A 23,604-nucleotide genomic window follows, 5' to 3' on the forward strand; every position below is an offset into this window, starting at 1 on the left:
CAGTTGACTTTATGCTACTTGTAGCATACACAACAACTAAAAAAACATGGCGGTTTTTCTATGATTTGAGTATAATTCTAACCTCACCTAAACAGAAAATTTAATGGACTATATCTTAATGTATCTTTCCTTACCATTTTTTATTGCTGAGAATTATTTATTAATTACTGCATTGATTCCACTTTTGAGTGGGTTAGCTATTTTTTTTACTGGTAAATGGCCCAGAGTGAACAATAGTATTACTGTCACTTCTTCTGTACTTCTGTTTACGTATACGTGTCTGTGCACTTTATATTGGGTATATGGTGATCATTCTCAATTTATCCTCATGAATTTTGGTAATAATTTGCATATTAGTTTAAAGCTAGAATCTACTGGAGTAGTATTCAGTTTATTAATATCGTTTTTATGGATACTAACCAGTGTATATGCAATATGTTATATGAAGAATAACTATGCTGATGGCAATCACTCAAGTTTTCTATGCTTTTTTTCAATATCGATTAGCTGTGCAATGTTTATTGCTTTTTCTGGAGACTTGCTCACTACATTTGTCTTTTATGAGCTTCTAACTATTAGTACATACCCTCTGGTTACTTACAACTCAACAAATGAATCAATGATTGCAGGACGCTATTACTTTGGCGTGCTATTTTTCTCTTCTTTGGTATTATTTTTTCCTGCAATAGGCCTTTTATATAATGAATTTCATACTTTAGACTTTGTAAGTGGTGGGATATTCAAATTTGATACTTCACTCATCACTTTTATTGCGGTGTGTTTTGCTATGCTGATTTACGGAATAGGAAAAGCTGCATTAATGCCAATGCATTTTTGGTTACCAAAAGCAATGGTTGCAACAACTCCTGTAAGCGCACTACTGCATGCTGTTGCTGTTGTGAAATCCGGGGTTTTCATCATCATAAAAGTTATATTATACACTTTCGGCGTCGATAACATGCAACGTTTTGCGCAGCAAAATTGGTTTGCTGGCGGGTGGCTTTCGTACGCTGCTGGATTTACTATTATTACTGCATCATTGATTGCACTAAAGCAAAAAGAATTAAAGAAATTGCTTGCTTACTCTACCATCTCTCAATTGTCGTATATTATATTATTTGCTTCAATTTTTAGTGATCTCAGCATGAGGGTTGCAATTTTTCAATTAGTTTGCCACGCATTTGCAAAAATCACTTTGTTTTTCGTTGCCGGAGCAATAATAACGAGAGCAGGTGAGAAATATATAGATAAGATTTACGGTATAGGACGCAGTATGCCAATTAGCATGACAGCATTTGCTATAGGTGCATTGTCTATGATAGGGGTGCCACCTGCTCCGACTTTTTGGGGTAAATTTCTCATTTTTCAAGCTGTTTTCAACTCTGGCAATGTAATACTTTCTGTGTTTGTAACTCTAGTGTTAATTGTTAGTACTATACTCAACGCTCTGTACTTTTTACCGATAATTTACAACGCCTTTTTCTTAAAACCTTCTCAGAATTACTTTATTAAAAAAACACCAATTCTTCTAGTTTTACCTCCAGTTATTACTGCTACATGCACTTTAGTTATTTTTTTTAGCTACCAAATAATGTTTTAAATGTGATCATCTGTATTTATAACCATTAACAATAAATTTAAATGGTATTATACCAGCCAGAGTTGCTTTTATATTCGACAAAGTGAAGCTAATCTCCACAGTATCCTCCTTATTTTGCTCGGTTGCAAAAACTACAGTAGCATTTCCAGCAAATGTAACTAAGTCCTTGGTCGATCGATCAATAGATAATGTTATTACATTTATGTTGGCAATTTTTCTTTTAGATAAAGACAAATTACCAGCTTCATTATTCGTTTTTTCCTGAAAGCCTTGATAGATTTTATGTATAGAATTGTTTCTTATAAAATTTTCTTGGTACTTCGGTTCAACGATCTTAATGGACTCGTATATTTCAATGTATTTACTTACTAAGTACCTCGCTGTGGAAGTGTATTCATCTTCCTTTTTACTGAAACTAAGCTTATGTATTGCAGAGAACTCATCTTCTGTGTGGTTCATATACTTCACAAAATTTAAATCTTTTTTAATAGGAAATAACAGGTATATGTTTAATGTTAATAAACATAAACATACTAGGAGAAGCGATACTATTAATGCCATCCAAGATCTTTCCGCTACACAAAACAGATACCTATGGCAGTACCATTCGACTGCTTTACTGAAATAACTTTTGTTTTTTACTGATTCAAGCAATTTATCTTCCATAACACAATGCTACCAAATCCAATTATAATAACAACAAGACTAGATACTCTAAAAAACTTTAAAATATGTCTAAATTTTCCAAAATAGGATGAATGATTATATCACCTTGTTCTGCAATAAGGTAGAATTTGTCGATTTTGCTCACATCTATATTTATCATTTTTATACTGAAATTTTCAGGATTGTAAATATTACTTTCAGCACTTTTGTGATAATTATAATAATGTAATTTATTTTGATCATCAAAATAACCAAATTCATCAGCGAGGGTTCCCACTTTGCTAACTTTACCATCTTTGACTAGCCTAAATAGATCAATTGCATGGTTTTGAGATCCAGGCTCAATAGGACCTTCTGCAGCAAAAAACTTAGGTGCATGACCAACATATTCCTTAAATTTTAGATTATGAGTCTTTTTTACACTACCAAAATCCACAAACTTATATTCATCTGAAACGCCAGAATATTGTGGATCATACTTTTTATATTCGAAAAACTCATTACCTAAAAAATTACAAAACGTTAATTTATAATTATCATGATCGGATTTAACGACTTTAAGGTAATGAAAATCTCTAGGAATCTTTACTTCCTCTTCCGTAATATGATTACGTACAACAAGCTCATCATTTAGCATATGATAGCCAATTTTTGGCAAAGTAGCTATATTGATTGTCTTATTTAGCTTAAAATTTGCTTCATAAATGCCGCTTAACAACTCCTTTCCTTTTTCTAGGGTTACGTCTTGATCTGAAGCTATAGCTCTTTTCATAGAAGTCCGGATGTGACAAGATAAGGATAGACGATGATAAGTAGGTTGAGTGCCAGCAGCATATAGTTATGACTTAAGGAAAAAAGCAATGGAAGCGCTAGAGGAGGGAGGAAGCAGAGAAACAGTGGCAGCAAGATTTAAAATTGGACGAACTACTTTATGGGAGTGGCAGCAAAGAAGAAAAGAAACAGGAGACTTTCAATCAAAAAAACTTGGAAATGGAGGTTACAATCACAAAATTACCGACTGGGATGCCTTTGCTAAATTTGCCAGAGAAAACGGAGGAAAGACTCTGTCGGAAATGGCTAAACTTTGGGGCAACGTTAGTATCCAAACGATCCACCGAGCTCTCAGAAAAATTGGATTTACGCGCAAAAAAAGACATATGGATACAAGGAAAGAAACGAAGAAAAACGTGCTGAATTCTTAAAAATTATAGCAACAAAAGAACCAGAAAACTTAGTTTATATAGATGAGTCTGGCATTGATAACACAGAGGACTATCCATATGGGTATTGCCAGAAAGGACAGCGGTTTTATGGCCTAAAATCTGGAAAGAAAACTCAACGAATCAGTATGGTTGCAGCCTTAAGTAGAAGAAAGATAGTTGCTCCATTAACCTTTGAAGGCCACTGTAATATGGATGTTTTTAATGGATGGTTTGAGCAATTTTTGACACCGATCTTTGAACCTGGACAGACTGTCATTCTTGACAATGCTACTTTTCATAAGTCTGGTAAGATTATCGAGCTTGCTAGAGGAGTTGGTGCAGAAATTTTGTATCTGCCGCCGTATTCTCCAGATTTCAACAAAATTGAGCATCATTGGTTTGCTATAAAAAACAGAGCTAGGAAAAACATTCCTCTATTCGAATCCTTTCGTCGTGCTGTTGATTCTGCCTTCCTATGACCTGTTCGGACTATTATGAGAAATGCTATATATTCTTAATTAAGCTTAATTTTTTCTGCATGTTCAATATGGCTTTCGTCAAAACTTCTATTGATTGCCATAAAGTTAATTTATTATCAGTCAAATTATATACTTCGAGTATTAAATTAACAGAATTTTATCATGAATTTATGTTAAAAGTATTATACTTCGTAAACTTATGTCATGATATTAACTACATTAGCTAAAACATGCTTTTTATCTAAGTGGAGTTGCTTTGCGGCAACGAAAAGTTCATCTATTTTTTTCCACTGACTTAGCAGAATTTCAACACCATTTACCTCTCTCTTTATGCTTTCTAAAATGAAGGCCTGAATTATATATGATGCTAGTTCTAGTTCGATTTCGCTATTAATTACTTTATTAATCATATTGGGATTCTTTAAATCATGAAGAAATTTATAAAAGCATTTGTATGCTTCATAAGCATCACTACTTATTGCATTTATTATCATTCCTGGCATTCCAGGAAATAAAGTAATCATTTCATCAAACGTTTGATCATCAAACTTACATTGAGATGAAGCAACTTGCTTGGTTTCATCGTAAGTTAATGGGAGTAAATTCAGCTGAAAGCACCTACACAAGATAGTGGTTTGTATATCATATGGCTTATGGCTAATTATAAATATCTTAGAATTTTTTGGCGGCTCTTCTAATATTTTCAATATTGCGTTTTTAGCGTTATTAGTCATTGCCTCTAAGCTATCTATTATAGCTATTTTGTGTTCTGATTGAATGGGACTTAAGTGTAGAAAGTTTTTCATTTCTCTGACTTTTTCTATTCCTATAGTATCACCTTCAATAATGTGTAAGTCCAATGCTGCTACATCATAGTTTTTTGTAAGAAACCAATTGGAGAAGGATTTTGCAAATGTTGCTTTCCCTATACCTTTTTTACCACAGATCAGCCAAGACTGAACAGATAAGTTATTCATTAATTTTTTTTTGGCTTGGTTGTGACCTATTACTCTTTTCATTTTTTCTCCTATAGATCTTAGTTTGAAAATGCGTTGTTTACTGTTTGTAATGAAATTGCACCTTCCCTTAAAACCTTAATCTTATCTTCGGTTAAGTCAATAATAGTAGATTCTATACCAGAAACTAGTTCGTTATCTTCAATCACTACAGATAAATGTTGCTTAATGGATTGTGGTATATCGTTTGCCTTACATACACTTTTTTTTCCTGAAATATTTATACTAGTTGCAACTATTGGAACTTTCAGTTTGTTTAGTATTGAAATTGCAATAGGATGCTCAGGGATTCTGATGCCTATACTATCTTTAAAGAATTCGTTTGGCAATATGTTGTTGTTTTTAAGTGGTAAAATATAGGTAATTGGTCCAGGAGAAAAGTGGTTTATTAAATCAATATATCTTTCCTTTACCTTTGCTATTTTTGTCAAATTGTAAATATCACTAACAAATATGGAGAGGGGCTTATTTTGAGAGCGTTTCTTTATCTGATATATTTTTCCTATAGATTCATTATCTAGTGCATTACAAGCAAGAGCATACACTGTTTCTGTTGGAAAACACACTAACAAGTTGTTCTGTATTGCATTTATTATTTTAGATACCATATAGCTTAAAACTTATTCATAACAATTAGATCAGTTTTGTTGCATTGTATCTTATATAGTAACTTCTAGTTTGTATCCGTTCAGGATAGCGGCAAGGTAGTAACCATAGAGTAAAAGTGAGTTTACAACAAATGGTGTCATCCCAGTGCTTGACACTGGGATCCAGGAATTTTATTAAGTTGGTAAGCATAAAAGTAGCAGTTTTATGTTAAAATACAACATTTTGATGATTATGAAAAAGCTGGATTCCAGTGTCAAGCACTGGAATGACATCGTTTACTATGTACCATATTGCAATGTTCATACAGCCGTGTGTCACGCACTTTGCTTCAATATTTGCACATTAGCCACTCCTCTAAACAGATACGCTAGTTTTTGTGAATATAATACAACGCAGCTTACCATTTGTTATGCAGACTTGCTACAACCCAAACTCTTCATTGACTTTGTCAACTATTGCCTGTGGTGGATCCTCTCCCCATCCTGAATACAAAATCTCTCCATAGTCTGCAACATCTATAGAGCCAGTTCTGCTTTTTGCTAGAAACATTTCTCTTTTCTCTTTATCAACTAATACATAATGCCACGCTGATTTTCCACGATCTTTACCACGGACTAAGTATATAAGATCTGACCTGCTTCTTTTTGTTGCATCAGCAAAAGATCTTTCATTGACAGTTCTGCTTTTACTTTTTATGCCGCCACTTTCAGAAAAAGCTTCCTTGGATTCGGTTTTTTTGCTTGCTAATTCAGAAATTTTTCCTTTTTCCCCTAGCGCACGTTCTTTAGTGTTTTGAGACGAATACTTACTGGAAAAACCTTCCCCTGTAACGCCAGGAGTCCTGTTTGTGAAACGCTTAGTAAATGAATTATTGTCGTTGTCTTCTGCCATAAAAATCCCCAAACTTTAGATTGTAGAATCCAAATTTTTACTACACCTTATCATATGTTAATTAAATTAATATAAATGAAAAATAATATAGTAATTATTACAGGAATTACGGCCTCAGGTAAATCAGAATTATGCGATAACCTGATAGAAAAATATGGAAATATTAGTATAATAAATTGTGATTCAAAGCAGGTATATGAAGAAATTCCCATAATTACTGCTCAACCACCAAAGCAAGAAGTATTTTATAAACTATATGGTTATGTTTCAGCAAAAGAAAATTATTCCGTGGGTCTATGGTTAGAAGATTTAGAAAAAGAAGTTAATCACGCATTAGAAAATGCTCAAATACCTATCATCACTGGAGGAAGCGGGCTTTACATCAGCAGTTTAATTAAAGGCTTATCATCAATGCCACAAATAAGTCAGGAAGTGAGGAAAAATGTAAGCGAATTAAGGAAAAATTTAAGTAAAGAGGAGTTTTACAAATTAGCGCTAAGCAAAGATCCAAGGATTCAAGGTAAAGTGTTCATGAATGACTCGCACCGCCTTTCAAGGGCACTTGAAGTTATCACTGAAACTGGTAAGACAATCTTTGTATGGCAAGAAAATAGACAGCCTCCTTTATTCAATAATTTTAAGATATATACAATTCTGCCTAAACGTGAAGATGTATACCGAAAAATAAATTCTCGTTTCATTACAATGATTGAAAATGGAGCAATTGATGAAGTAAAAAAGCTACTTAGCATGAACCTAGCCCCACATTTACCAGCTATGAAAGCACACGGAGTGCCAGAAATTGTAAAGTATTTGAAAGGTGAGATTACTTTAGACGAAGCAATACAAATTGCTCAAACAAACACAAGACACTACGCGAAACGTCAGTATACCTGGTTTAAAAACCAATTTCCAAATGCTGAAGTGATTGATTGTATGGAAAAATTTTCACTCTTCCCTTAACCTAGTGCAGTTTTTTATCACTATTTATGCCATATAGTATAGTCTTAATGTCATTCATTGGTGGCTTGACTTCTTTTAGGGCACTCTTTACTTTCAATGGTTTACCAAAGCTGCTTATCATTGTAATTGTACCGTCCTCTTCTATTACTTCTATATCGTTAGTATGGCCAAAAACTTTCTCAATCAATTGAAAGAAAATCTCTTTAATGATATCAAATAAACTTTTACCTTGTTGCATTTCATTAACAACTGGAAAGTTTTTTAGTTCTTCAGGAATAGTAAGAGATAATTTACCATCTTTATATGTCACATCATCTTTATCATTTTGAGATTCAATTGTGAACTCTAATGAGAACGACATATCACATGTTGCTCTGTTTTTTCCCCCCAGTACTTTCACAGGTATTGTTAAAGTCCTACATTCAACTCTCACGGAATCTGAATCTTTTTTACAGTCAATTAGTACTTTCCTATCATTACTATTAACACCCATCAATAATTCATGTTTACCAAGGAGTTCAACTATGAAAGGGGAATATATAGATTCATATCCTGCTTGATTACAATTGATAACCAGCTCTTCCAAGATATGATCACTTGGGACTTGAGCTCCAGCGTATTTGAACATCTCCTTAAAAACTTTCCTTGCAAATGGGCGGTAGTCTTTATTTTCACCTTCACTTTTTGGCAGTAAACTGTCATGTTCTTTGTATAGCTCGGCAATCAAATCTCTACTTATACTTTTGCCGTTAATAACAAAATCCATTCTATTAATGTCTTTGAATGCCAGGAGGCCACAGCTAATTTCATGCAATCCTTCCTCAGTTTTTGCTTTAGCTTTTAAAGCTTTATAATCAAACTTTTCTGCTTGAGCTCTTAATGTAACTATTGGATTTTTTTCTCCTTCTGACATAAAGCTACTCATTATTAATACCTTGATATAGACTGCCAACGATGTAATAATACATGAAAATGACTAATAAGTCAATAAAAATATTTTATATAAACGCAAGTTCTATGATAGCAAATATAGTTAGGGGTAACTTAGAGCCTGTTCATAATCTTTTCAGAAGTAAGGCAGTGAAAGCCAGAACGACCATTTGTAGGCTAGTATTGAGTTTTCGCTCACAATTTTTCCACAATCTTCTACATTTTTCTAACCAAGCAAAAGATCGCTCCACAACCCATCTTTTGGGCAATACAACAAAGGAATGTAATTCATTTCTTTTTATCACTTCAACGGTTGCACCAATAATCGTTTTTATTTGAGTTGCAAAATTCTCTCCAGTATAGCCTGCATCAACCAGTACATTTTTAACTCCCGAGAGGTTTTCTTTTGCATTTTCGACCATTCTCACAGCACTGCTACGGTCAGTTATCTCTGCTGTTGTTATATAAATTGCATGGGGCAAACCTTGCGTATCTACTGCAATATGGCGTTTTATTCCTGAAATCTTTTTGCCTGCATCATAGCCTTTTTCTTCAGCAGTATCTGCATTTTTTACACTCTGTGCATCAATTATGCAGAAGCTGGTTTTTTCTTTCCGACCATTGTTTTGTCGGACCACGCCAACTATTTTTTTTTAACACCAGCTCCAGAACACTTTCTTTATCTGCATCTGGTTTTTCACTCCACTTCTTAAAATAGTCGTAACAATTGCGCCATTTTGGAAACTCTTTTGGTAGCATTCTCCACTGACAACCGCTTTTCAGAACGTATAACACTCCACAAAATACATCATACAAATCAAGTTTCCTTGGTTTTGTTTTTTTTCTACAGGACTCTAGATCTGGTAACATAATCTCAAATCTTTCCCGACTTATATCACTTGGGTATAAACTCCTCATATATCCTAACTTATATATATTATCTCTTAGTTTATTCCTTTCTTGAGATCATGTACAGGTTCTTAGGCTTACCGACGATTTTAAAAACGACAAATCGTCATTCCGCTACGTGTTAGCGGAATCTATGCTGAGATACCGCGAATGAATCGCGGTATGACGTTAGAGAGCTGTGCTAGCTATAGTGCATACCTGACGATAAGGTGACAGGATTTTAAAAAGGCTCTATAACAGTTTTACACATGTATGAATCTCAATGAGCAATCAGATTTTTCTAAATAGCAGGCTGGAGAATATACCTAAATTTCATTCCACAATATTGCCTAAACTTTGTGGTGGGGACAAAGTGGTGGACCTGCTATTTTATAAGCCACTTAGTTATGTAGATAGAAGTAAGTCACTGCCCGATGCTCAAGTTGGAGAATTTATAACTTTTATTGCAAAAGTTTATGAGCATCAGTCGCCCACTTTTAGAGGTAGACCATATAAAATAGTCGTTGAAAGTGAGAGTCAGTATATATTCATAGTCTTTTTTAATTACTCAGTTAAGTATTTATATAAACTATTTCCAATCGGAGCTTCTGTAATCATCAGTGGCAAACTCGAAAAATTTGCTGAACGTTGGCAGATTACTCATCCAGATTACGTGTCGCTTGACATCAACCAATTTAAAGAAATAGCTTGCATAGAGCCAGTTTACCAATTATGCCGTGGCATTACCAATAAGCGCATTGGGAACATAATAAGCTCTAATCTAAAGGAATTGCCTGATTTACCAGAGTGGATAGATGATACATTAATCAAGCAAAAAAAATGGCTAAGTTGGAGGGAAAGCATCATAAAGTTGCACAGACCAAGCTCATTGGCGGAAGCCGAGGTTTGTAGAAAAAGGCTTGCTTATGATGAATTGTTTGCATATCAGCTAGCGCTGAAGCTTGCAAGAAAAAATCATGTGAAAGAAAGGGGAAGAGAATTTATAGTATTGAGTAAATATAAAGAGCAAGTTTTAAATGAATTGTCGTTTCAATTAACAAATGATCAAACTCGCGCAATAGATGAGATCTCAGAGAGACAAAAATCCAAGTATCGCATGATAGGCTTGCTGCAAGGTGATGTTGGTAGTGGCAAAACCGTAGTTGCACTTTTTGCGATGATAAATGTGGTAGAAAACAACATGCAGGCAGCTCTAATGGCACCTACTACTATCTTGGCGGAGCAACATTATAATTGGATTGAGGAAGTTTTATCCTGTACCGATATAAAAGTTGCGCTGCTTACTGGTAAAACTTCGCGCAAGGAAAGAAAGATTATTATGAACGAACTTGCAAGTGGCGTTTTAAATATAGTGATTGGCACTCATGCACTATTTCAAGCTAACGTTACATTTAAAAATTTAGGGCTTGCAGTCATAGACGAGCAACAGCGATTTGGAGTGATGCAGAGAAATCGCTTGGTAGGAAAAGGAGAAAATGCCGATATACTTTTCGTTACTGCAACTCCCATTCCAAGAACTTTGCAGCAAGCTATGTATGGTGACGTTGAATGTTCAATTTTGAGAGAAAAACCAAAATCCAGATTGCCAATAAAAACTGTAACTATGAACATTAGTAGGGTGCCAGATGTTATTGAAAAGCTAAAAGGTGCTATAAACAGGGGCGAAAAAGCATATTGGATTTGTCCATATATAGAAGAAAACGAAGAGACCAATATTGCTGCAGCAGAGATGCGTTTTCAGGAATTACAAAAAACATTTCTTGATAAAGTCGGGATAATACACGGAAAATTGACTCAGGAGCAGAAAGATCAAGTTATGTTTTCCTTCAAAAGGAATGAATTTTCTCTGCTTGTTGCAACCACTGTGATAGAAGTTGGTATAGATGTGCCAGATGCAACCATCATGATTATAGAAAATGCAGAGCAATTTGGGTTATCACAATTGCATCAGTTAAGAGGCAGAGTAGGGCGAGGAAACAAGCCATCTTTTTGTGTATTATTGTACGATAATTTAAGTAAAAGCTCATCTTCAAAGTTAAAGATCATGTGTGAGTCACAGGACGGATTTTACATTGCTGAAAGGGATATGATGCTAAGAGGCAGTGGAGATATTTTAGGCACAAAACAGTCAGGATGTATGGAATTTAAATTTGCTGATTTATATCAGGACAAAGAGCTGCTCAATCTCGCGTATAATAACGCAAAAGGCGCAATGGCTGATTTTGAATTACTGCTTGATATATTTGAATATAGAAGTAGATTACATTTTTCAAAATTTCAGTAGGAAAGCCAGGTAGCCCGCAGAAACGAAAAAAATTACTTTACAAACTCTGCCAGCCCACTTATCGTGAAACTGAAGCTATATTATTTAACTTCGCAATCTGTGCAGATTAAAACGACAAGAAAACTTGTATTTGTCGTACTATGCTTAATTTTTTGCACTATGTGTACCTTATGTCTTTATCAAATTTCTAGGTTTTTACCTATATAAGCTGAAACGCGCTTATAAAGCGTTCAAGACATCACCCAACGTCAAATTTTAAAATAGAGAGTGAATAACTAGCTACTGCGGGTTTTCTATGCCTTTTTTTTCTTCCTGGTAAATTTCTTAAATATTTATAGCTAAGGTTAGTTGCACTTAAAAGCAGCTAAATTGCAGTGTTTGAGGCTTAAAAGACGCCAATACTGAAAATAGACAGTGACTAGGGTTTCTTTTGCCTTTTTTTCGTTTGGTAAATTTCTTAATGTTTATGGCTAACATGAACAAACATTTGAGAGTAACTTCCGCTAGTAGGGTGTCATCCCAGTGCTTGACACTGGGATCCAGCTTTCTTTATAAATTCACCAAAAGTGCTTCATTCTATAACGCAAAACCCGTACTCACCAAACCCAATGTATTACTTGCAATTAAGTTTCCTTGATCCCAGTGTCTGGGCACTGGGATGACAGGGGAGGGAGGCTACTTGGATGACACTATATAGGCTACCTAGAGGACCCAAAAAGGGTGTCATTCCAGCGCGTGACGCTGGAATCCAGTTCTTATTGTACATTTACTTGGTAGAGTTATAGCTCTTTTCATAGAAGTCCGGATGTGATAAGATAAGGATAGACGATGATAAGGAGGTTGAGTGCCAGCAGCATATAGTTATGACTTAAGGAAAAAAGCAATGGAAGCGCTAGAGGAGGGAGGAAGCAGAGAAACAGTGGCAGCAAGATTTAAAATTGGACGAACTACTTTATGGGAGTGGCAGCAAAGAAGAAAAGAAACAGGAGACTTTCAATCAAAAAAACTTGGAAATGGAGGTTACAATCACAAAATCACCGACTGGGATGCCTTTGCTAAATTTGCCAGAGAAAACGGAGGAAAGACTCTGTCGGAAATGGCTAAACTTTGGGGCAACGTTAGTATCCAAACGATCCACCGAGCTCTCAGAAAAATTGGATTTACGCGCAAAAAAAGACATATGGATACAAGGAAAGAAACGAAGAAAAACGTGCTGAATTCTTAAAAATTATAGCAACAAAAGAACCAGAAAACTTAGTTTATATAGATGAGTCTGGCATTGATAACACAGAGGACTATCCATATGGGTATTGCCAGAAAGGACAGCGGTTTTATGGCCTAAAATCTGGAAAGAAAACTCAACGAATCAGTATGGTTGCAGCCTTAAGTAGAAGAAAGATAGTTGCTCCATTAACCTTTGAAGGCCACTGTAATATGGATGTTTTTAATGGATGGTTTGAGCAATTTTTGACACCGATCTTGGAACCTGGACAGACTGTCATTCTTGACAATGCTACTTTTCATAAGTCTGGTAAGATTATCGAGCTTGCTAGAGGAGTTGGTGCAGAAATTTTGTATCTGCCGCCGTATTCTCCAGATTTCAACAAAATTGAGCATCATTGGTTTGCTATAAAAAACAGAGCTAGGAAAAACATTCCTCTATTCGAATCCTTTCGTCGTGCTGTTGATTCTGCCTTCCTATGACCTGTTCGGACTATTATGAGAAATGCTATAAGTTTTCTGGATCCCAGTGTCTGGGCACTGGGATGACAGGAGAAGGAGGCTACTGGGATAACAGGCTAGCCTGACAACCGTCATCCCGCTGCTTGTTAGCGGGATCTAGAGATACTGTGACGGTATGACGGTTCGCGGCAGCATCTCGTCATCCCGCTACGTGTTAGCGGAATCTGCTGTGGCAACATAAACTCAAATCACTTCAAATTTCAATCCAAAGAGGTATCATTATGTCAAACAACTTCAATTTTAAAGAATTTTTTAACCACTATGAAACAAATAGTACGTCAGATGATATACAAAGGTATTATTTGCTGTGGAAATCAGTAATAGCGCAGGCAATGAATGATGCAGCAAGTAACTGTAAAAAAACAGAAAGCTTGGTAGAAAAACGTAAGGCAATTTCTTGGTTGTCAGACTTTAGTCAAGATTTTGTGCACACATGTATATTGGCTGATTGTGATCCGGTATACGTAAAAAACAAAATACAGCCAACCTTAAAAAGCCTTACTAGATAAAGCCTTTTTATATACTTAATGAGGTTTACTCCTTTTACCGAAAAAAATATAATTCAATCTCCTATCTATAGTTGCCTCTATATCTTTGATTAATAGCTGCTTTATCATGTTTACTTTTCGCTTTGCATCTTGAGCTTGACGCTCATTGTTACCACTGTTATTGCTGTAATTATTCTTATCACTATAACTACTACCACTTGGTTTGCTACTGTTACTGAACTCACTACCCTTTTTTCTTCTTGCAATTATGAACCTGAGTATCTGTATTATCTTTTCCTTTAAAAAGGACTTCCAGCCTGTGCTAAGGAACAACTTATAGAGAAAATGCGGAGTAAGAAACGCCACTAATATTCGAATAGAAACTCCGTAACCGAGATCTTCCCTATTTTCATAATACCACTTGCAATATTGAAACAAACGGTAAAACGCATTTTTGAAAGAGCAAAATTCTACAGCATACCAAAAACCATTGCTGAGAAACATGAGCATAATGCTGAACGTGTAAAGATACATTAATCTATAGAAAAGCGATATCATTTCACACCCACTTCAATATGGCTGGGGTGGAAGGATTCGAACCTTCGCGTGGCGGTATCAAAAACCGCTGCCTTACCACTTGGCTACACCCCAATACTACTTACATCAATAACACTATTAGCCCAACTAGTAAAAGATTTATTTGCTTTTTCTATGGGCATCACAGCAATAGCTGGCTGATCATAAGAATGCATTGCTTCGATTTTTTCTACAATTTTATCAACTTGATCATTTTTGCTTTTCATAATTGCTACTACTTCACAACTACTGTTAATTTCATCCTTCCATAAATACAGAGAATTCACTTCAGGAAATATATTTACACATACAATTAATTTCTCGTTTAACAATTCCTCAGAAACAGTCTTAGCCTCCTCAAAATTTGAAAAAGTTGTATAAACCAAAACTAAATTATTCATTAGAATCTATATAAACGCATTGCTACTATACTCCACTCAGGTTTATTCATCAAGAGAAAATAACGCCAGCGCGTACTGTATGAACATTTGTTTGCAAAGGTAGTATGTTAAGTGTTATAGCTAGTTTGCCTCAAACGTAAAGGTGTCATCCCAGTGCCCCTGTGATGTCATTCCAGTGCTTGACACTGGAATCCAGTTTTCCATATAATCTCATCGAAAACGTTGTAACCACTTTCTATGCCAGTTTGCTTGTTTACAAGCAAACTTTCCTGGATCCAAGTAGTCACGCACTGGGATGACACCTTTCCTAGCAGAGAAATCACAATGTTCATACGGTTGTACGCATACCGCTGGGATCTAGGATTTTTCTATAGTTTAAAAACAAAAAAAGGATGTTACTCAACGAGTAACATCCTTTTGGAGAAGGTGAGTGGTTTTGTTTATAACTACTATGCTTTCACATTTGTAGCTCCTTGTGTAGTTGCAAGCTGTGGATGAACGTCAGCTTCAACAGCCATTTGCGTAGAAGGCTGTCCCACCAGTTTGTCCAGATAACCTGTTTTTTTCAGTTCTGCACGAACTTTACTTAAGTCTTCTAGAGAAGGACTTTTTGGCGTAGAAGAACCAGAACCCATTCCACTATCAGTAGAATTACTGTGAGTTAGAGTTCCTTTATCCGGTAATGTAGTAACAGCATCGTACCAGACCTCATTATCCGCCCTAATAGGATTACTGCCAAACTCTTCACTGAGAGAATTCTGTGAAGATGCATTCAACTCATTCAAGTTAGTCAATGGGGCACTTCTAGTTGATACTTCTGGAGTTCCTACCCTAGTAAGGTTGCCAGTACTACCACGTCGTGCAACTCCTGGTCTTCCTCCTATTGTTGCAGTTTTATTAGTATTCTCAATTGGAGTAGGAGTATCAACGTAAAAAGTGTTCTTTCCTACTTTTACAAGTGGCTCTGTACTTTCAGTCCTTACAGAATTTAGCGAACTGCTTTTTGACAAGCTGTTAGATTGTTCAGAGTCTTTTCTTCCCAATGAAAAGACTGATGAAAATGAAGAAGACTTACTAGCTTTTCTTTCTTCTGCGTCTTTTGCGTTGTTACGCCCCACAGATTGATAAAATTCGTATTCTCTTTTACATTCTCCAACAATCCTCTTAATTTCATCGTGATGGTCAGAGAAAATACTATCGATTAAATAAGTATCTTTAGGTAATGACCTTTCTGTCAATAAGCTGTGCAAACTTTTTTCACTTAAACCACTAATGAATTTTCCTTGCACTAGTAGCCGTTCAAGAGCCTGATCAGTCTCCCCTAGTTTTATCTTCTCTTCTATTTTTAAATCAATTTCTGACAATACTCCAGAAAGTATACTTTTTACTAACCCAGAATTATTTTCTTTGTCAGCAAAAATTGCTTTCAGATCATTTCTTATTTCGTCAGATTTTCTAATCTCCTCTGGAGCAAACCTTTTTATTTTATCCAAATAGTCTTCCTTACCAGATGCTCTATGGAACTTATTTGCCACGCCTTCGCCTACAAAACTAGCGCCTTTTTTCAGTGAATCTACTGAATGTTCATAACCTTCTTTCACCTTATCTTTAACATGCACAGCACCATCTCTAACTTTTTCGGCAGTATATTTCGCCCCATCAACTGTTTTTTCTGCTGACCATTTGAGCCCTTTATATCCAGATTGAAATGTTTTTACAGCGACTTTTACAGCGAAATATAAAGCAAGACCAACTATAGCACCTGGTATAGCAAGTGTTGCACCAACTGCCAAAAGTGGTAATACTGCCGTAAATAACCCACTTGCTGCACTTACTACAAGAATCTTATCTCCTTGTTTCATCTTAGAGAATTCTGTATCCCCTTTTAACAGGTCAGTAATTCTTTCTTTTAGCTTCTTAGGATCCTTAGCAATATCTGAATTTGGTAGATTTTGCATCATTTTATTCAAATCAAGACTACCTTCTGGTTGGTTTTGTTGAGTTCCAACAGAATTTGAATTTTTTTCATTAGGTGACATTTTAAACCTCACTATTAATTAAATATATTATAATTGTATTCCTTGATTCTTAAGTTAGTGTTAAATTGATTGCCAGTATTTATTTGTCTTCAAATAATTTCGCTTGACGTGTTTTGTGGTAGCGTAGAAAATTAGGTCAAGAAGCTGCAGCATTTATAAGGTATAGAAAAAGAACACTCATCTTTTTGGCTGTTATAACTTTAATAATAATGGTTTTATTATTCAGCTATCATTTCCATTTTCACGAAGACGTAGTGCACTTAAAGAGTGACAACAAAGAATTCAAAAAAAAGCCAGAAAATTCCATAGAGTCAACCATACTACATAGAGAAAAGGAAGTGTACGATCATGTTTTCCATCCTGATGATTAATTTGTAAATAAAATAGCAATTTATGTTTGCATTTTCTTATTAAAGAAGTAATATTGGCGTATTAATTATAGAATCAATCATTATGTTTGATGATAATAATCCTTGGAATCTGGGAAAGAAACCGGTAGGGAACAAAACTCCTAATAATGAAGGTATTTTAAGTAAAGCTGTATCTGATATAAGGTTCTTTCTTAATGGATTAACCAGAAACAGGGGCAAAAAACCTTATTTCATAATTTTCATTATTTTGCTGTTCTATGCTTGCACTGGCTTTTATATTGTCCATCCTAGTGAAGAAAGTATAGAACTTACCTTTGGTAAATATTCTAATACAGAAACACCTGGTTTGCGTTATCACTTCCCCTACCCTATTGGCAAGGTTTTTAAAGTGAACGTTAAGGAAGTAAATCGTGAAGAAATTGGGGTAAGTAGTTCTTATGGGCGAGATACAGATCGCGGTGAAGGTGTGATGCTAACTGGAGATGAAAATATAGTCAACGTTAACTTCGAGGTTCAGTGGCGCGTTAGAGATGCTAAGGACTATTTATTCAAAGTGCGGGATTACAAACCCGGTTTCAGTGTTAAAAATGCTGCCGAAAGTGCCATGAGAGAAATAATAGGTAAAAACACGATCTCTTTTGCACTTGGTCAAGGCAGACCAGAAATTTCTAGAGATACTAGAATTCTATTGCAGCAGATTCTTGATGGATACCAAATGGGCATAGAAATTTTATCTGTTCAAATGAAAAAAATTGATCCACCAGAAAAAGTAATCAGTTCGTTTAGAGATGTACAAAGTGCTCGTGCAGACAAAGAGCGTACTATAAACGAAGCATATGCTCATAATAATGATATTATACCTCGAGCAAAGGGTGAAGCGATAAAGATAAAATTAGATGCAGAGGCATATGAGAATGAAGTAATAAATGAAGCAAAAGGTAATGCAAATCGCTTTTTATCTCTTTATGAGGAATATAGACAGAATCCTTCTCTCGTTAAGAATCGTATTTATCTTGAAACTATGGAAAATATTTTCAGTAAGGTAGACAAGGTTGTTGTAACTGATGATCTGAAAGGTATGTTTTCTTATTTACCTCTTACAAATTTAGGGAAATAACCATGAATATTAATATTAAAATTGTTTTTGTTTCTGTATTTGTTGTTTTATTGATTGTTTTATTTAATTCAATATTTGTTGTGCAAGAAACAAAGCAAGCGATAGTTATACAACTCGGTAAAGTTGTAAGAGATGTTAGGGAAAGTGGCTTATATTTTAAGTTACCATTCATAAATAGTGTAGAGTTTCTTGATAAAAGAGTTTTAGATTTAAGTCCTGATAAGACCCCAAGAGAAGTGATAACAGCGGATCAAAAACGTATTATAGTAGATGCATATGCAAAATATAAAATAACAAATCCTGTTACTTTTTACCAGGCTGTGAGGAATGAATCAGGGCTGGTTAGAAGATTATATCCGGTTATAGAAGCACACATAAGAGAAAATATAGGCAGATTTTCGTTGATTAGCTTGTTGAACGAAAAAAGATCAGAGGTTATGCAATTGATTCAGCGTGGAGTTTATTCTGAAGCTGAAAAATTTGGCATAGAAATAATAGATGTAAGAATTAAGAGAGCAGATTTACCAGAAGAAAATAGTTCTGCAATATTTCGCCGTATGCAAACTGAAAGGGAAAAAGAAGCAAAAGAAATTAGAGCAGAAGGAGAGCAAGCTGGGCAGGAAGTTAGATCAAAAGCTGATAAATTAAAAAGGGAAATTATCTCCAGTGCAGTAAAAGAATCGTACGAAATAAGGGGCCGTGGTTATGCTGAAGCAACTAGAATTTATAATGAGGCATTTAAGGTTGATGAAGAGTTCTTTAACTTTTATCGCTCTATGAGCGCTTACAGTAAATCATTTGCCGAAAATAATACTAAATTTGTACTTTCACCAAACAATAACTTTTTAGATATTTTAAATAAGGGGTGGAAATAGTCTATGAAAAGTAAGGCATTTACTTTATCTATATTTGCATATTTTTTAATTGCGTTTTCTTCATACGCTAATGTGTTCAACTGGAACGCAAAAAAAGTTGTTGATCCTGCATTCAACCGTGCCGATTTAGTGGAAGAACTCATTCCTGCGGTTGTAAATATTTCAAGCGAACAAATAATCAAACAAGAAAGTAATAATAGAACTAAAACTCCTCTTATGCCAAGAAATAATTTCTTTGATGATTTTAGAGAGTTTTTTGAGCACTTTGATCAGTTTTTTATGGATAGGGGCCCTAGTGTTAACAGAGAGGTGGTGTTGCTTGGCTCTGGGTTTATTATAGATAAAGGTGGAACCATAGTAACCAATTATCACGTTATTAAAAACGCCCAAGATATCACAGTTACTATGAATGATAATACTCATTTTAAAGCAGAAGTTTTAGGCTATGACGCAAGAACTGATCTTGCTGTGCTTAAGATTCACTCTGATAAAGATCTTCCTTTTGTTGCATTCGGTAATTCTGATACAGCAAGGGCTGGTGATACAGTTATGGCAATAGGTAACCCATTTGGTTTGGGTGGTTCTGTTAGCAAGGGAATTATATCTGCAAGGTCTAGAGACATTAGTATCGGCACTATGAATGAATTTATTCAAACTGATGCTGCAATTAATAGAGGCAATTCTGGAGGGCCATTATTTGATTTAAATGGAAAAGTTATAGGCATTAACACCGCTATCTATTCCCCATCTGAGTCTGGCGGCAATGTGGGTATAGGCTTTGCTATACCATCTAATTCAGCTATGTCAATTATTGACACATTAAAAAGTGGCAAAAAAATAAAACATGGTTGGCTTGGTGTGCAAGTTCAGCCTATAACGAAAGAATTCGCTAAGTCCTTGGGTTTAAAAGATACAAAAGGTGCATTGGTTGCAAGTATAGTAAAGGATAGCCCTGCAGAAAAAGGTGGAATTAAGGTGGGTGACATATTATTAGAATTTAATGATAAAAAAATTGATAGAATGACACAACTGCCTCAAATGGTTTCAAGAACTGAACCTGGAAAAAAAGTACAAATTAAGTTACTTAGAAAGAGCAAAGAGGTCAATATTAAGGTTGTGATTGAAGAATCTGCAAACGATGGTCAAGGTAATAATCAAGAAGAAAATAAATCAACATCCGATTACATAACTGGTTTAACTGTTTCAAACCTGCCAAAAGAATCAAAAGAAAGTAATCCTACAAAAGGTGTGATAGTTACCAATGTAGATAGTAACAGTAATGCCACGCTGCGTGGTATTAAAAAAGGAGACATTATTATCCAATTAGATGGAACCGATATAGAAAATACTAATGATTTTCAAAAACAAGTTGATTCAGCAGTAAAGAAAAACGGTAAAGATTCAATAATGTTGCTCATTTACCGCAATGGAAATCAGTTTTTCACTTCAATAAGGTTGAAGAAATAGCACTCGTAGGTTATTTACTAAACTCACAAAGCAGCAGCGTTGTAAGCCTGCAATTGTAACACCTCAATCTTATAAGACAAATCAAAACTATTAAAGTCTACATCCTATTCACTAAAATATACATATGAATAAAATTATAGCTCTTTTCATAGAAGTCCGGATGTGATAAGGTAAGGATAGACGATGATAAGGAGGTTGAGTGCCAGCAGCATATAGTTATGACTTAAGGAAAAAAGCAATGGAAGCGCTAGAGGAGGGAGGAAGCAGAGAAACAGTGGCAGCAAGATTTAAAATTGGACGAACTACTTTATGGGAGTGGCAGCAAAGAAGAAAAGAAACAGGAGACTTTCAATCAAAAAAACTTGGAAATGGAGGTTACAATCACAAAATCACCGACTGGGATGCCTTTGCTAAATTTGCCAGAGAAAACGGAGGAAAGACTCTGTCGGAAATGGCTAAACTTTGGGGCAACGTTAGTATCCAAACGATCCACCGAGCTCTCAGAAAAATTGGATTTACGCGCAAAAAAAGACATATGGATACAAGGAAAGAAACGAAGAAAAACGTGCTGAATTCTTAAAAATTATAGCAACAAAAGAACCAGAAAACTTAGTTTATATAGATGAGTCTGGCATTGATAACACAGAGGACTATCCATATGGGTATTGCCAGAAAGGACAGCGGTTTTATGGCCTAAAATCTGGAAAGAAAACTCAACGAATCAGTATGGTTGCAGCCTTAAGTAGAAGAAAGATAGTTGCTCCATTAACCTTTGAAGGCCACTGTAATATGGATGTTTTTAATGGATGGTTTGAGCAATTTTTGACACCGATCTTGGAACCTGGACAGACTGTCATTCTTGACAATGCTACTTTTCATAAGTCTGGTAAGATTATCGAGCTTGCTAGAGGAGTTGGTGCAGAAATTTTGTATCTGCCGCCGTATTCTCCAGATTTCAACAAAATTGAGCATCATTGGTTTGCTATAAAAAACAGAGCTAGGAAAAACATTCCTCTATTCGAATCCTTTCGTCGTGCTGTTGATTCTGCCTTCCTATGACCTGTTCGGACTATTATGAGAAATGCTATAACTTTCCAAAATTCATTGAACTGTGCTTTCAAACGGTGGTGCCGGGATGTAAGTATAATGATTATCAGTACATAAAAGTCATAGCAGACAGGCTGAAAGCAGCGAATGCTGGCGAAGTAAGGCGCATAATATTCAATATGCCTCCGCGTTCAATGAAGTCCATATGTGTGAGTGTTGCGTGGCCCGCATGGATACTGGGAAATCAGCCAACTGCAAGAATAATAGTTGCAAGTTATTCTAAGTTGCTTAGCAAAAAACATTCGCTCGATACGAGGTACATAATGCAATCTGATTGGTATAAAAAGCTATTTCCAGAGGTAGAACTATCCAAAGACCAGAACACTAAATATAAATTCCAAACAGTGCAGAGAGGATACAGAATCGCAACATCAGTTGGAGGAACATTAACCGGTGAAGGTGGTGACTTTATTATTGTGGATGATCCGCTTAACCCTGCTCAAGCTTTGAGTGAAACATTTAGAAAACGTGCCACAAACTGGTTCGATCAGACTTTGGTAACGAGACTCAACGATAGAAAAAAAGGAGTAATTGTGCTTGTGATGCATAGGCTCCACCTGGAAGACTTAACAGGGCACCTCTTATCCAAGCCAAAAAACATATGGCATCACATTTGTTTGCCAATGATTTCTGAAAAAGTGGAGATAATCGACTCAATTATTACACAAGAAAAAGGTTTATATTCAAGAGAAGAAAATGAATTATTATATCCCCTGGAGGGAGGAAGAGAAGAAGTTGAGATGATAAAAGTTGAACTCGGGAGTTACACTTTTGCTGCTCAATATCAACAAAATCCTCTGCCGCTTTCAAGTGGTATAATAAAACAAGAGTGGCTAAAGCGCTATAAAAATTTCCCTGATAATCTCTCACATGTAACTCAAAGCTGGGACACTGCAGTTTCAACAAACGATTCCAGCGACTTTAGCGTCTGCACCACCTGGGCAAAAATAGATAACAAATTCTATTTATAGCATTTCTCATAATAGTCCGAACAGGTCATAGGAAGGCAGAATCAACAGCACGACGAAAGGATTCGAATAGAGGAATGTTTTTCCTAGCTCTGTTTTTTATAGCAAACCAATGATGCTCAATTTTGTTGAAATCTGGAGAATACGGCGGCAGATACAAAATTTCTGCACCAACTCCTCTAGCAAGCTCGATAATCTTACCAGACTTATGAAAAGTAGCATTGTCAAGAATGACAGTCTGTCCAGGTTCCAAGATCGGTGTCAAAAATTGCTCAAACCATCCATTAAGAACATCCATATTACAGTGGCCTTCAAAGGTTAATGGAGCAACTATCTTTCTTCTACTTAAGGCTGCAACCATACTGATTCGTTGAGTTTTCTTTCCAGATTTTAGGCCATAAAAACGCTGTCCTTTCTGGCAATACCCATATGGATAGTCCTCTGTGTTATCAATGCCAGACTCATCTATATAAACTAAGTTTTCTGGTTCTTTTGTTGCTATAATTTTTAAGAATTCAGCACGTTTTTCTTCGTTTCTTTCCTTGTATCCATATGTCTTTTTTTGCGCGTAAATCCAATTTTTCTGAGAGCTCGGTGGATCGTTTGGATACTAACGTTGCCACAAAGTTTAGCCATTTCCGACAGAGTCTTTCCTCCGTTTTCTCTGGCAAATTTAGCAAAGGCATCCCAGTCGGTGATTTTGTGATTGTAACCTCCATTTCCAAGTTTTTTTGATTGAAAGTCTCCTGTTTCTTTTCTTCTTTGCTGCCACTCCCATAAAGTAGTTCGTCCAATTTTAAATCTTGCTGCCACTGTTTCTCTGCTTCCTCCCTCCTCTAGCGCTTCCATTGCTTTTTTCCTTAAGTCATAACTATATGCTGCTGGCACTCAACCTCCTTATCA

The 23,604-nt window shown here is 35.6% G+C and carries 20 protein-coding genes, 1 tRNA gene and 1 pseudogene; 11 read left to right on the top strand and 11 right to left on the bottom strand.

Annotated elements, in window-relative coordinates; translation table 11 throughout:
* Positions 1-103: 103 nt before the first annotated feature.
* Positions 104-1,600 carry a proton-conducting transporter membrane subunit gene (locus tag ABWU71_RS03700; RefSeq protein ID WP_353284814.1) on the top strand — a complete coding sequence of 499 codons (1,497 nt, stop codon included), beginning with the start codon at positions 104-106 and terminating at the stop codon, positions 1,598-1,600.
* Between the two features lie 6 nt (positions 1,601-1,606).
* Here the strand turns inward: ABWU71_RS03700 and ABWU71_RS03705 are convergent, their stop codons facing one another.
* Positions 1,607-2,266 carry a conjugal transfer protein TraJ gene (locus tag ABWU71_RS03705; RefSeq protein WP_353284815.1) on the bottom strand — a complete coding sequence of 220 codons (660 nt, stop codon included), beginning with the start codon at positions 2,264-2,266 and terminating at the stop codon, positions 1,607-1,609.
* Positions 2,267-2,324: 58 nt separating this feature from the next.
* Entirely contained in the window at positions 2,325-3,038 is a 714-nt protein-coding gene (locus ABWU71_RS03710; RefSeq protein WP_353284816.1) for a hypothetical protein, read from the bottom strand.
* 49 nt (positions 3,039-3,087) lie between these two features.
* Between ABWU71_RS03710 and ABWU71_RS03715 the strand changes: the two genes are divergently transcribed.
* Positions 3,088-3,947 (top strand): IS630 family transposase gene (locus ABWU71_RS03715; protein ID WP_353284517.1). Its coding sequence is split into 2 segments (ribosomal slippage): positions 3,088-3,412 and positions 3,412-3,947, totalling 861 coding nucleotides; the frame shifts between segments, so codons are not numbered across the junction.
* A gap of 197 nt (positions 3,948-4,144) precedes the next feature.
* On the opposite strand, the gene ABWU71_RS03720 is transcribed toward ABWU71_RS03715, so the two are convergent.
* The 3 genes from ABWU71_RS03720 to ABWU71_RS03730 all read right to left on the bottom strand — a co-directional run bounded on the left by ABWU71_RS03720 (position 4,145) and on the right by ABWU71_RS03730 (position 6,463).
* Complete coding sequence (locus tag ABWU71_RS03720; RefSeq protein WP_353284817.1) at positions 4,145-4,966, bottom strand: DNA polymerase III subunit delta'; 822 nt, start codon at positions 4,964-4,966, stop codon at positions 4,145-4,147.
* A 17-nt stretch (positions 4,967-4,983) separates the two neighbouring features.
* A complete protein-coding gene (locus ABWU71_RS03725; RefSeq protein WP_353284818.1) occupies positions 4,984-5,571 on the bottom strand; it encodes an L-threonylcarbamoyladenylate synthase in 588 nt (195 codons plus the stop codon).
* A 421-nt stretch (positions 5,572-5,992) separates the two neighbouring features.
* Positions 5,993-6,463 carry a hypothetical protein gene (locus tag ABWU71_RS03730; protein WP_353284819.1) on the bottom strand — a complete coding sequence of 157 codons (471 nt, stop codon included), beginning with the start codon at positions 6,461-6,463 and terminating at the stop codon, positions 5,993-5,995.
* A gap of 75 nt (positions 6,464-6,538) precedes the next feature.
* Between ABWU71_RS03730 and miaA the strand changes: the two genes are divergently transcribed.
* Positions 6,539-7,426: a tRNA (adenosine(37)-N6)-dimethylallyltransferase MiaA gene (gene miaA, locus ABWU71_RS03735; RefSeq protein WP_353284820.1), complete on the top strand. Its 888-nt coding sequence runs from the start codon at positions 6,539-6,541 to the stop codon at positions 7,424-7,426.
* 1 nt (position 7,427) lies between these two features.
* Here miaA and ABWU71_RS03740 read toward each other — a convergent pair whose 3' ends face one another.
* Entirely contained in the window at positions 7,428-8,339 is a 912-nt protein-coding gene (locus tag ABWU71_RS03740) for a hypothetical protein (protein ID WP_353284821.1), read from the bottom strand.
* A 142-nt stretch (positions 8,340-8,481) separates the two neighbouring features.
* Positions 8,482-9,274 (bottom strand): IS5 family transposase gene (locus ABWU71_RS03745; RefSeq protein ID WP_265023453.1). Its coding sequence is split into 2 segments (ribosomal slippage): positions 8,482-9,009 and positions 9,011-9,274, totalling 792 coding nucleotides; the frame shifts between segments, so codons are not numbered across the junction.
* Between the two features lie 253 nt (positions 9,275-9,527).
* Between ABWU71_RS03745 and recG the strand changes: the two genes are divergently transcribed.
* From recG to ABWU71_RS03770, 3 genes are all read left to right on the top strand, one after another.
* Positions 9,528-11,549, top strand: a complete 2,022-nt coding sequence (gene recG, locus ABWU71_RS03750; protein ID WP_410530598.1) for an ATP-dependent DNA helicase RecG — start codon at positions 9,528-9,530, stop codon at positions 11,547-11,549.
* A gap of 844 nt (positions 11,550-12,393) precedes the next feature.
* A protein-coding gene (locus ABWU71_RS03765) for an IS630 family transposase (RefSeq protein WP_353284076.1) occupies positions 12,394-13,253 on the top strand; the annotation gives its coding sequence in 2 pieces (ribosomal slippage) (positions 12,394-12,718 and positions 12,718-13,253; 861 coding nt in all).
* Positions 13,254-13,513: 260 nt separating this feature from the next.
* Positions 13,514-13,801 carry a hypothetical protein gene (locus ABWU71_RS03770; protein WP_353284824.1) on the top strand — a complete coding sequence of 96 codons (288 nt, stop codon included), beginning with the start codon at positions 13,514-13,516 and terminating at the stop codon, positions 13,799-13,801.
* A gap of 555 nt (positions 13,802-14,356) precedes the next feature.
* Here ABWU71_RS03770 and ABWU71_RS03775 read toward each other — a convergent pair.
* The 3 genes from ABWU71_RS03775 to ABWU71_RS03785 form a co-directional block, all read right to left on the bottom strand.
* A tRNA-Gln gene (locus ABWU71_RS03775) sits at positions 14,357-14,431 on the bottom strand.
* The gene (gene cutA / locus ABWU71_RS03780) at positions 14,422-14,757 is read right to left on the bottom strand and encodes a divalent-cation tolerance protein CutA (protein ID WP_353284825.1); all 336 of its coding nucleotides are present in this window, start codon (positions 14,755-14,757) and stop codon (positions 14,422-14,424) included. The genes ABWU71_RS03775 and cutA overlap by 10 nt, the downstream gene beginning before the upstream one ends.
* A 449-nt stretch (positions 14,758-15,206) precedes the next feature.
* Positions 15,207-16,718: a hypothetical protein gene (locus tag ABWU71_RS03785; RefSeq protein WP_353284826.1), complete on the bottom strand. Its 1,512-nt coding sequence runs from the start codon at positions 16,716-16,718 to the stop codon at positions 15,207-15,209.
* Positions 16,719-17,249: 531 nt separating this feature from the next.
* Between ABWU71_RS03785 and hflK the strand changes: the two genes are divergently transcribed.
* The 5 genes and pseudogenes from hflK to ABWU71_RS03810 all read left to right on the top strand — a co-directional run.
* Positions 17,250-18,284, top strand: a complete 1,035-nt coding sequence (gene hflK, locus ABWU71_RS03790) for an FtsH protease activity modulator HflK (protein WP_353284827.1) — start codon at positions 17,250-17,252, stop codon at positions 18,282-18,284.
* Between the two features lie 2 nt (positions 18,285-18,286).
* Positions 18,287-19,159, top strand: a complete 873-nt coding sequence (hflC, locus tag ABWU71_RS03795) for a protease modulator HflC (protein WP_353284828.1) — start codon at positions 18,287-18,289, stop codon at positions 19,157-19,159.
* Positions 19,160-19,162: 3 nt separating this feature from the next.
* Positions 19,163-20,626: a DegQ family serine endoprotease gene (locus ABWU71_RS03800; RefSeq protein ID WP_353284829.1), complete on the top strand. Its 1,464-nt coding sequence runs from the start codon at positions 19,163-19,165 to the stop codon at positions 20,624-20,626.
* Between the two features lie 199 nt (positions 20,627-20,825).
* A protein-coding gene (locus tag ABWU71_RS03805; protein WP_353284076.1) for an IS630 family transposase occupies positions 20,826-21,685 on the top strand; the annotation gives its coding sequence in 2 pieces (ribosomal slippage) (positions 20,826-21,150 and positions 21,150-21,685; 861 coding nt in all).
* A pseudogene (locus ABWU71_RS03810) lies at positions 21,682-22,701 on the top strand (terminase); the annotation flags it as partial. The gene ABWU71_RS03805 and the pseudogene ABWU71_RS03810, both read left to right, overlap by 4 nt.
* A gap of 28 nt (positions 22,702-22,729) precedes the next feature.
* Here ABWU71_RS03810 and ABWU71_RS03815 read toward each other — a convergent pair.
* Positions 22,730-23,589, bottom strand: a protein-coding gene (locus tag ABWU71_RS03815) for an IS630 family transposase (protein ID WP_353284830.1) whose coding sequence is annotated in 2 segments (ribosomal slippage) — positions 22,730-23,265 and positions 23,265-23,589 — 861 coding nt in all. Because the reading frame shifts where the segments join, the coding sequence is not laid out codon by codon here.
* Positions 23,590-23,604: the final 15 nt, after the last annotated feature.

Origin of the sequence: Wolbachia endosymbiont (group A) of Lasioglossum fulvicorne, assembly GCF_964028605.1 — a bacterium.
GTDB lineage: Bacteria > Pseudomonadota > Alphaproteobacteria > Rickettsiales > Anaplasmataceae > Wolbachia.

Bases quoted from the DNA above. Each gene is read 5' to 3' on its own strand.
- recG (WP_410530598.1), top strand. From the start codon at position 9,528: ATGAGCAATCAGATTTTTCTAAATAGCAGGCTGGAGAATATACCTAAA.
- ABWU71_RS03740 (WP_353284821.1), bottom strand. From the start codon at position 8,339: ATGTCAGAAGGAGAAAAAAATCCAATAGTTACATTAAGAGCTCAAGCA.
- ABWU71_RS03725 (WP_353284818.1), bottom strand. From the start codon at position 5,571: ATGGTATCTAAAATAATAAATGCAATACAGAACAACTTGTTAGTGTGT.
- ABWU71_RS03700 (WP_353284814.1), top strand. From the start codon at position 104: ATGGACTATATCTTAATGTATCTTTCCTTACCATTTTTTATTGCTGAG.
- ABWU71_RS03720 (WP_353284817.1), bottom strand. From the start codon at position 4,966: ATGAAAAGAGTAATAGGTCACAACCAAGCCAAAAAAAAATTAATGAAT.
- hflC (WP_353284828.1), top strand. From the start codon at position 18,287: ATGAATATTAATATTAAAATTGTTTTTGTTTCTGTATTTGTTGTTTTA.
- ABWU71_RS03710 (WP_353284816.1), bottom strand. From the start codon at position 3,038: ATGAAAAGAGCTATAGCTTCAGATCAAGACGTAACCCTAGAAAAAGGA.
- miaA (WP_353284820.1), top strand. From the start codon at position 6,539: ATGAAAAATAATATAGTAATTATTACAGGAATTACGGCCTCAGGTAAA.
- ABWU71_RS03800 (WP_353284829.1), top strand. From the start codon at position 19,163: ATGAAAAGTAAGGCATTTACTTTATCTATATTTGCATATTTTTTAATT.
- hflK (WP_353284827.1), top strand. From the start codon at position 17,250: ATGTTTGATGATAATAATCCTTGGAATCTGGGAAAGAAACCGGTAGGG.
- ABWU71_RS03770 (WP_353284824.1), top strand. From the start codon at position 13,514: ATGTCAAACAACTTCAATTTTAAAGAATTTTTTAACCACTATGAAACA.
- cutA (WP_353284825.1), bottom strand. From the start codon at position 14,757: ATGAATAATTTAGTTTTGGTTTATACAACTTTTTCAAATTTTGAGGAG.
- ABWU71_RS03730 (WP_353284819.1), bottom strand. From the start codon at position 6,463: ATGGCAGAAGACAACGACAATAATTCATTTACTAAGCGTTTCACAAAC.
- ABWU71_RS03785 (WP_353284826.1), bottom strand. From the start codon at position 16,718: ATGATGCAAAATCTACCAAATTCAGATATTGCTAAGGATCCTAAGAAG.
- ABWU71_RS03705 (WP_353284815.1), bottom strand. From the start codon at position 2,266: ATGGAAGATAAATTGCTTGAATCAGTAAAAAACAAAAGTTATTTCAGT.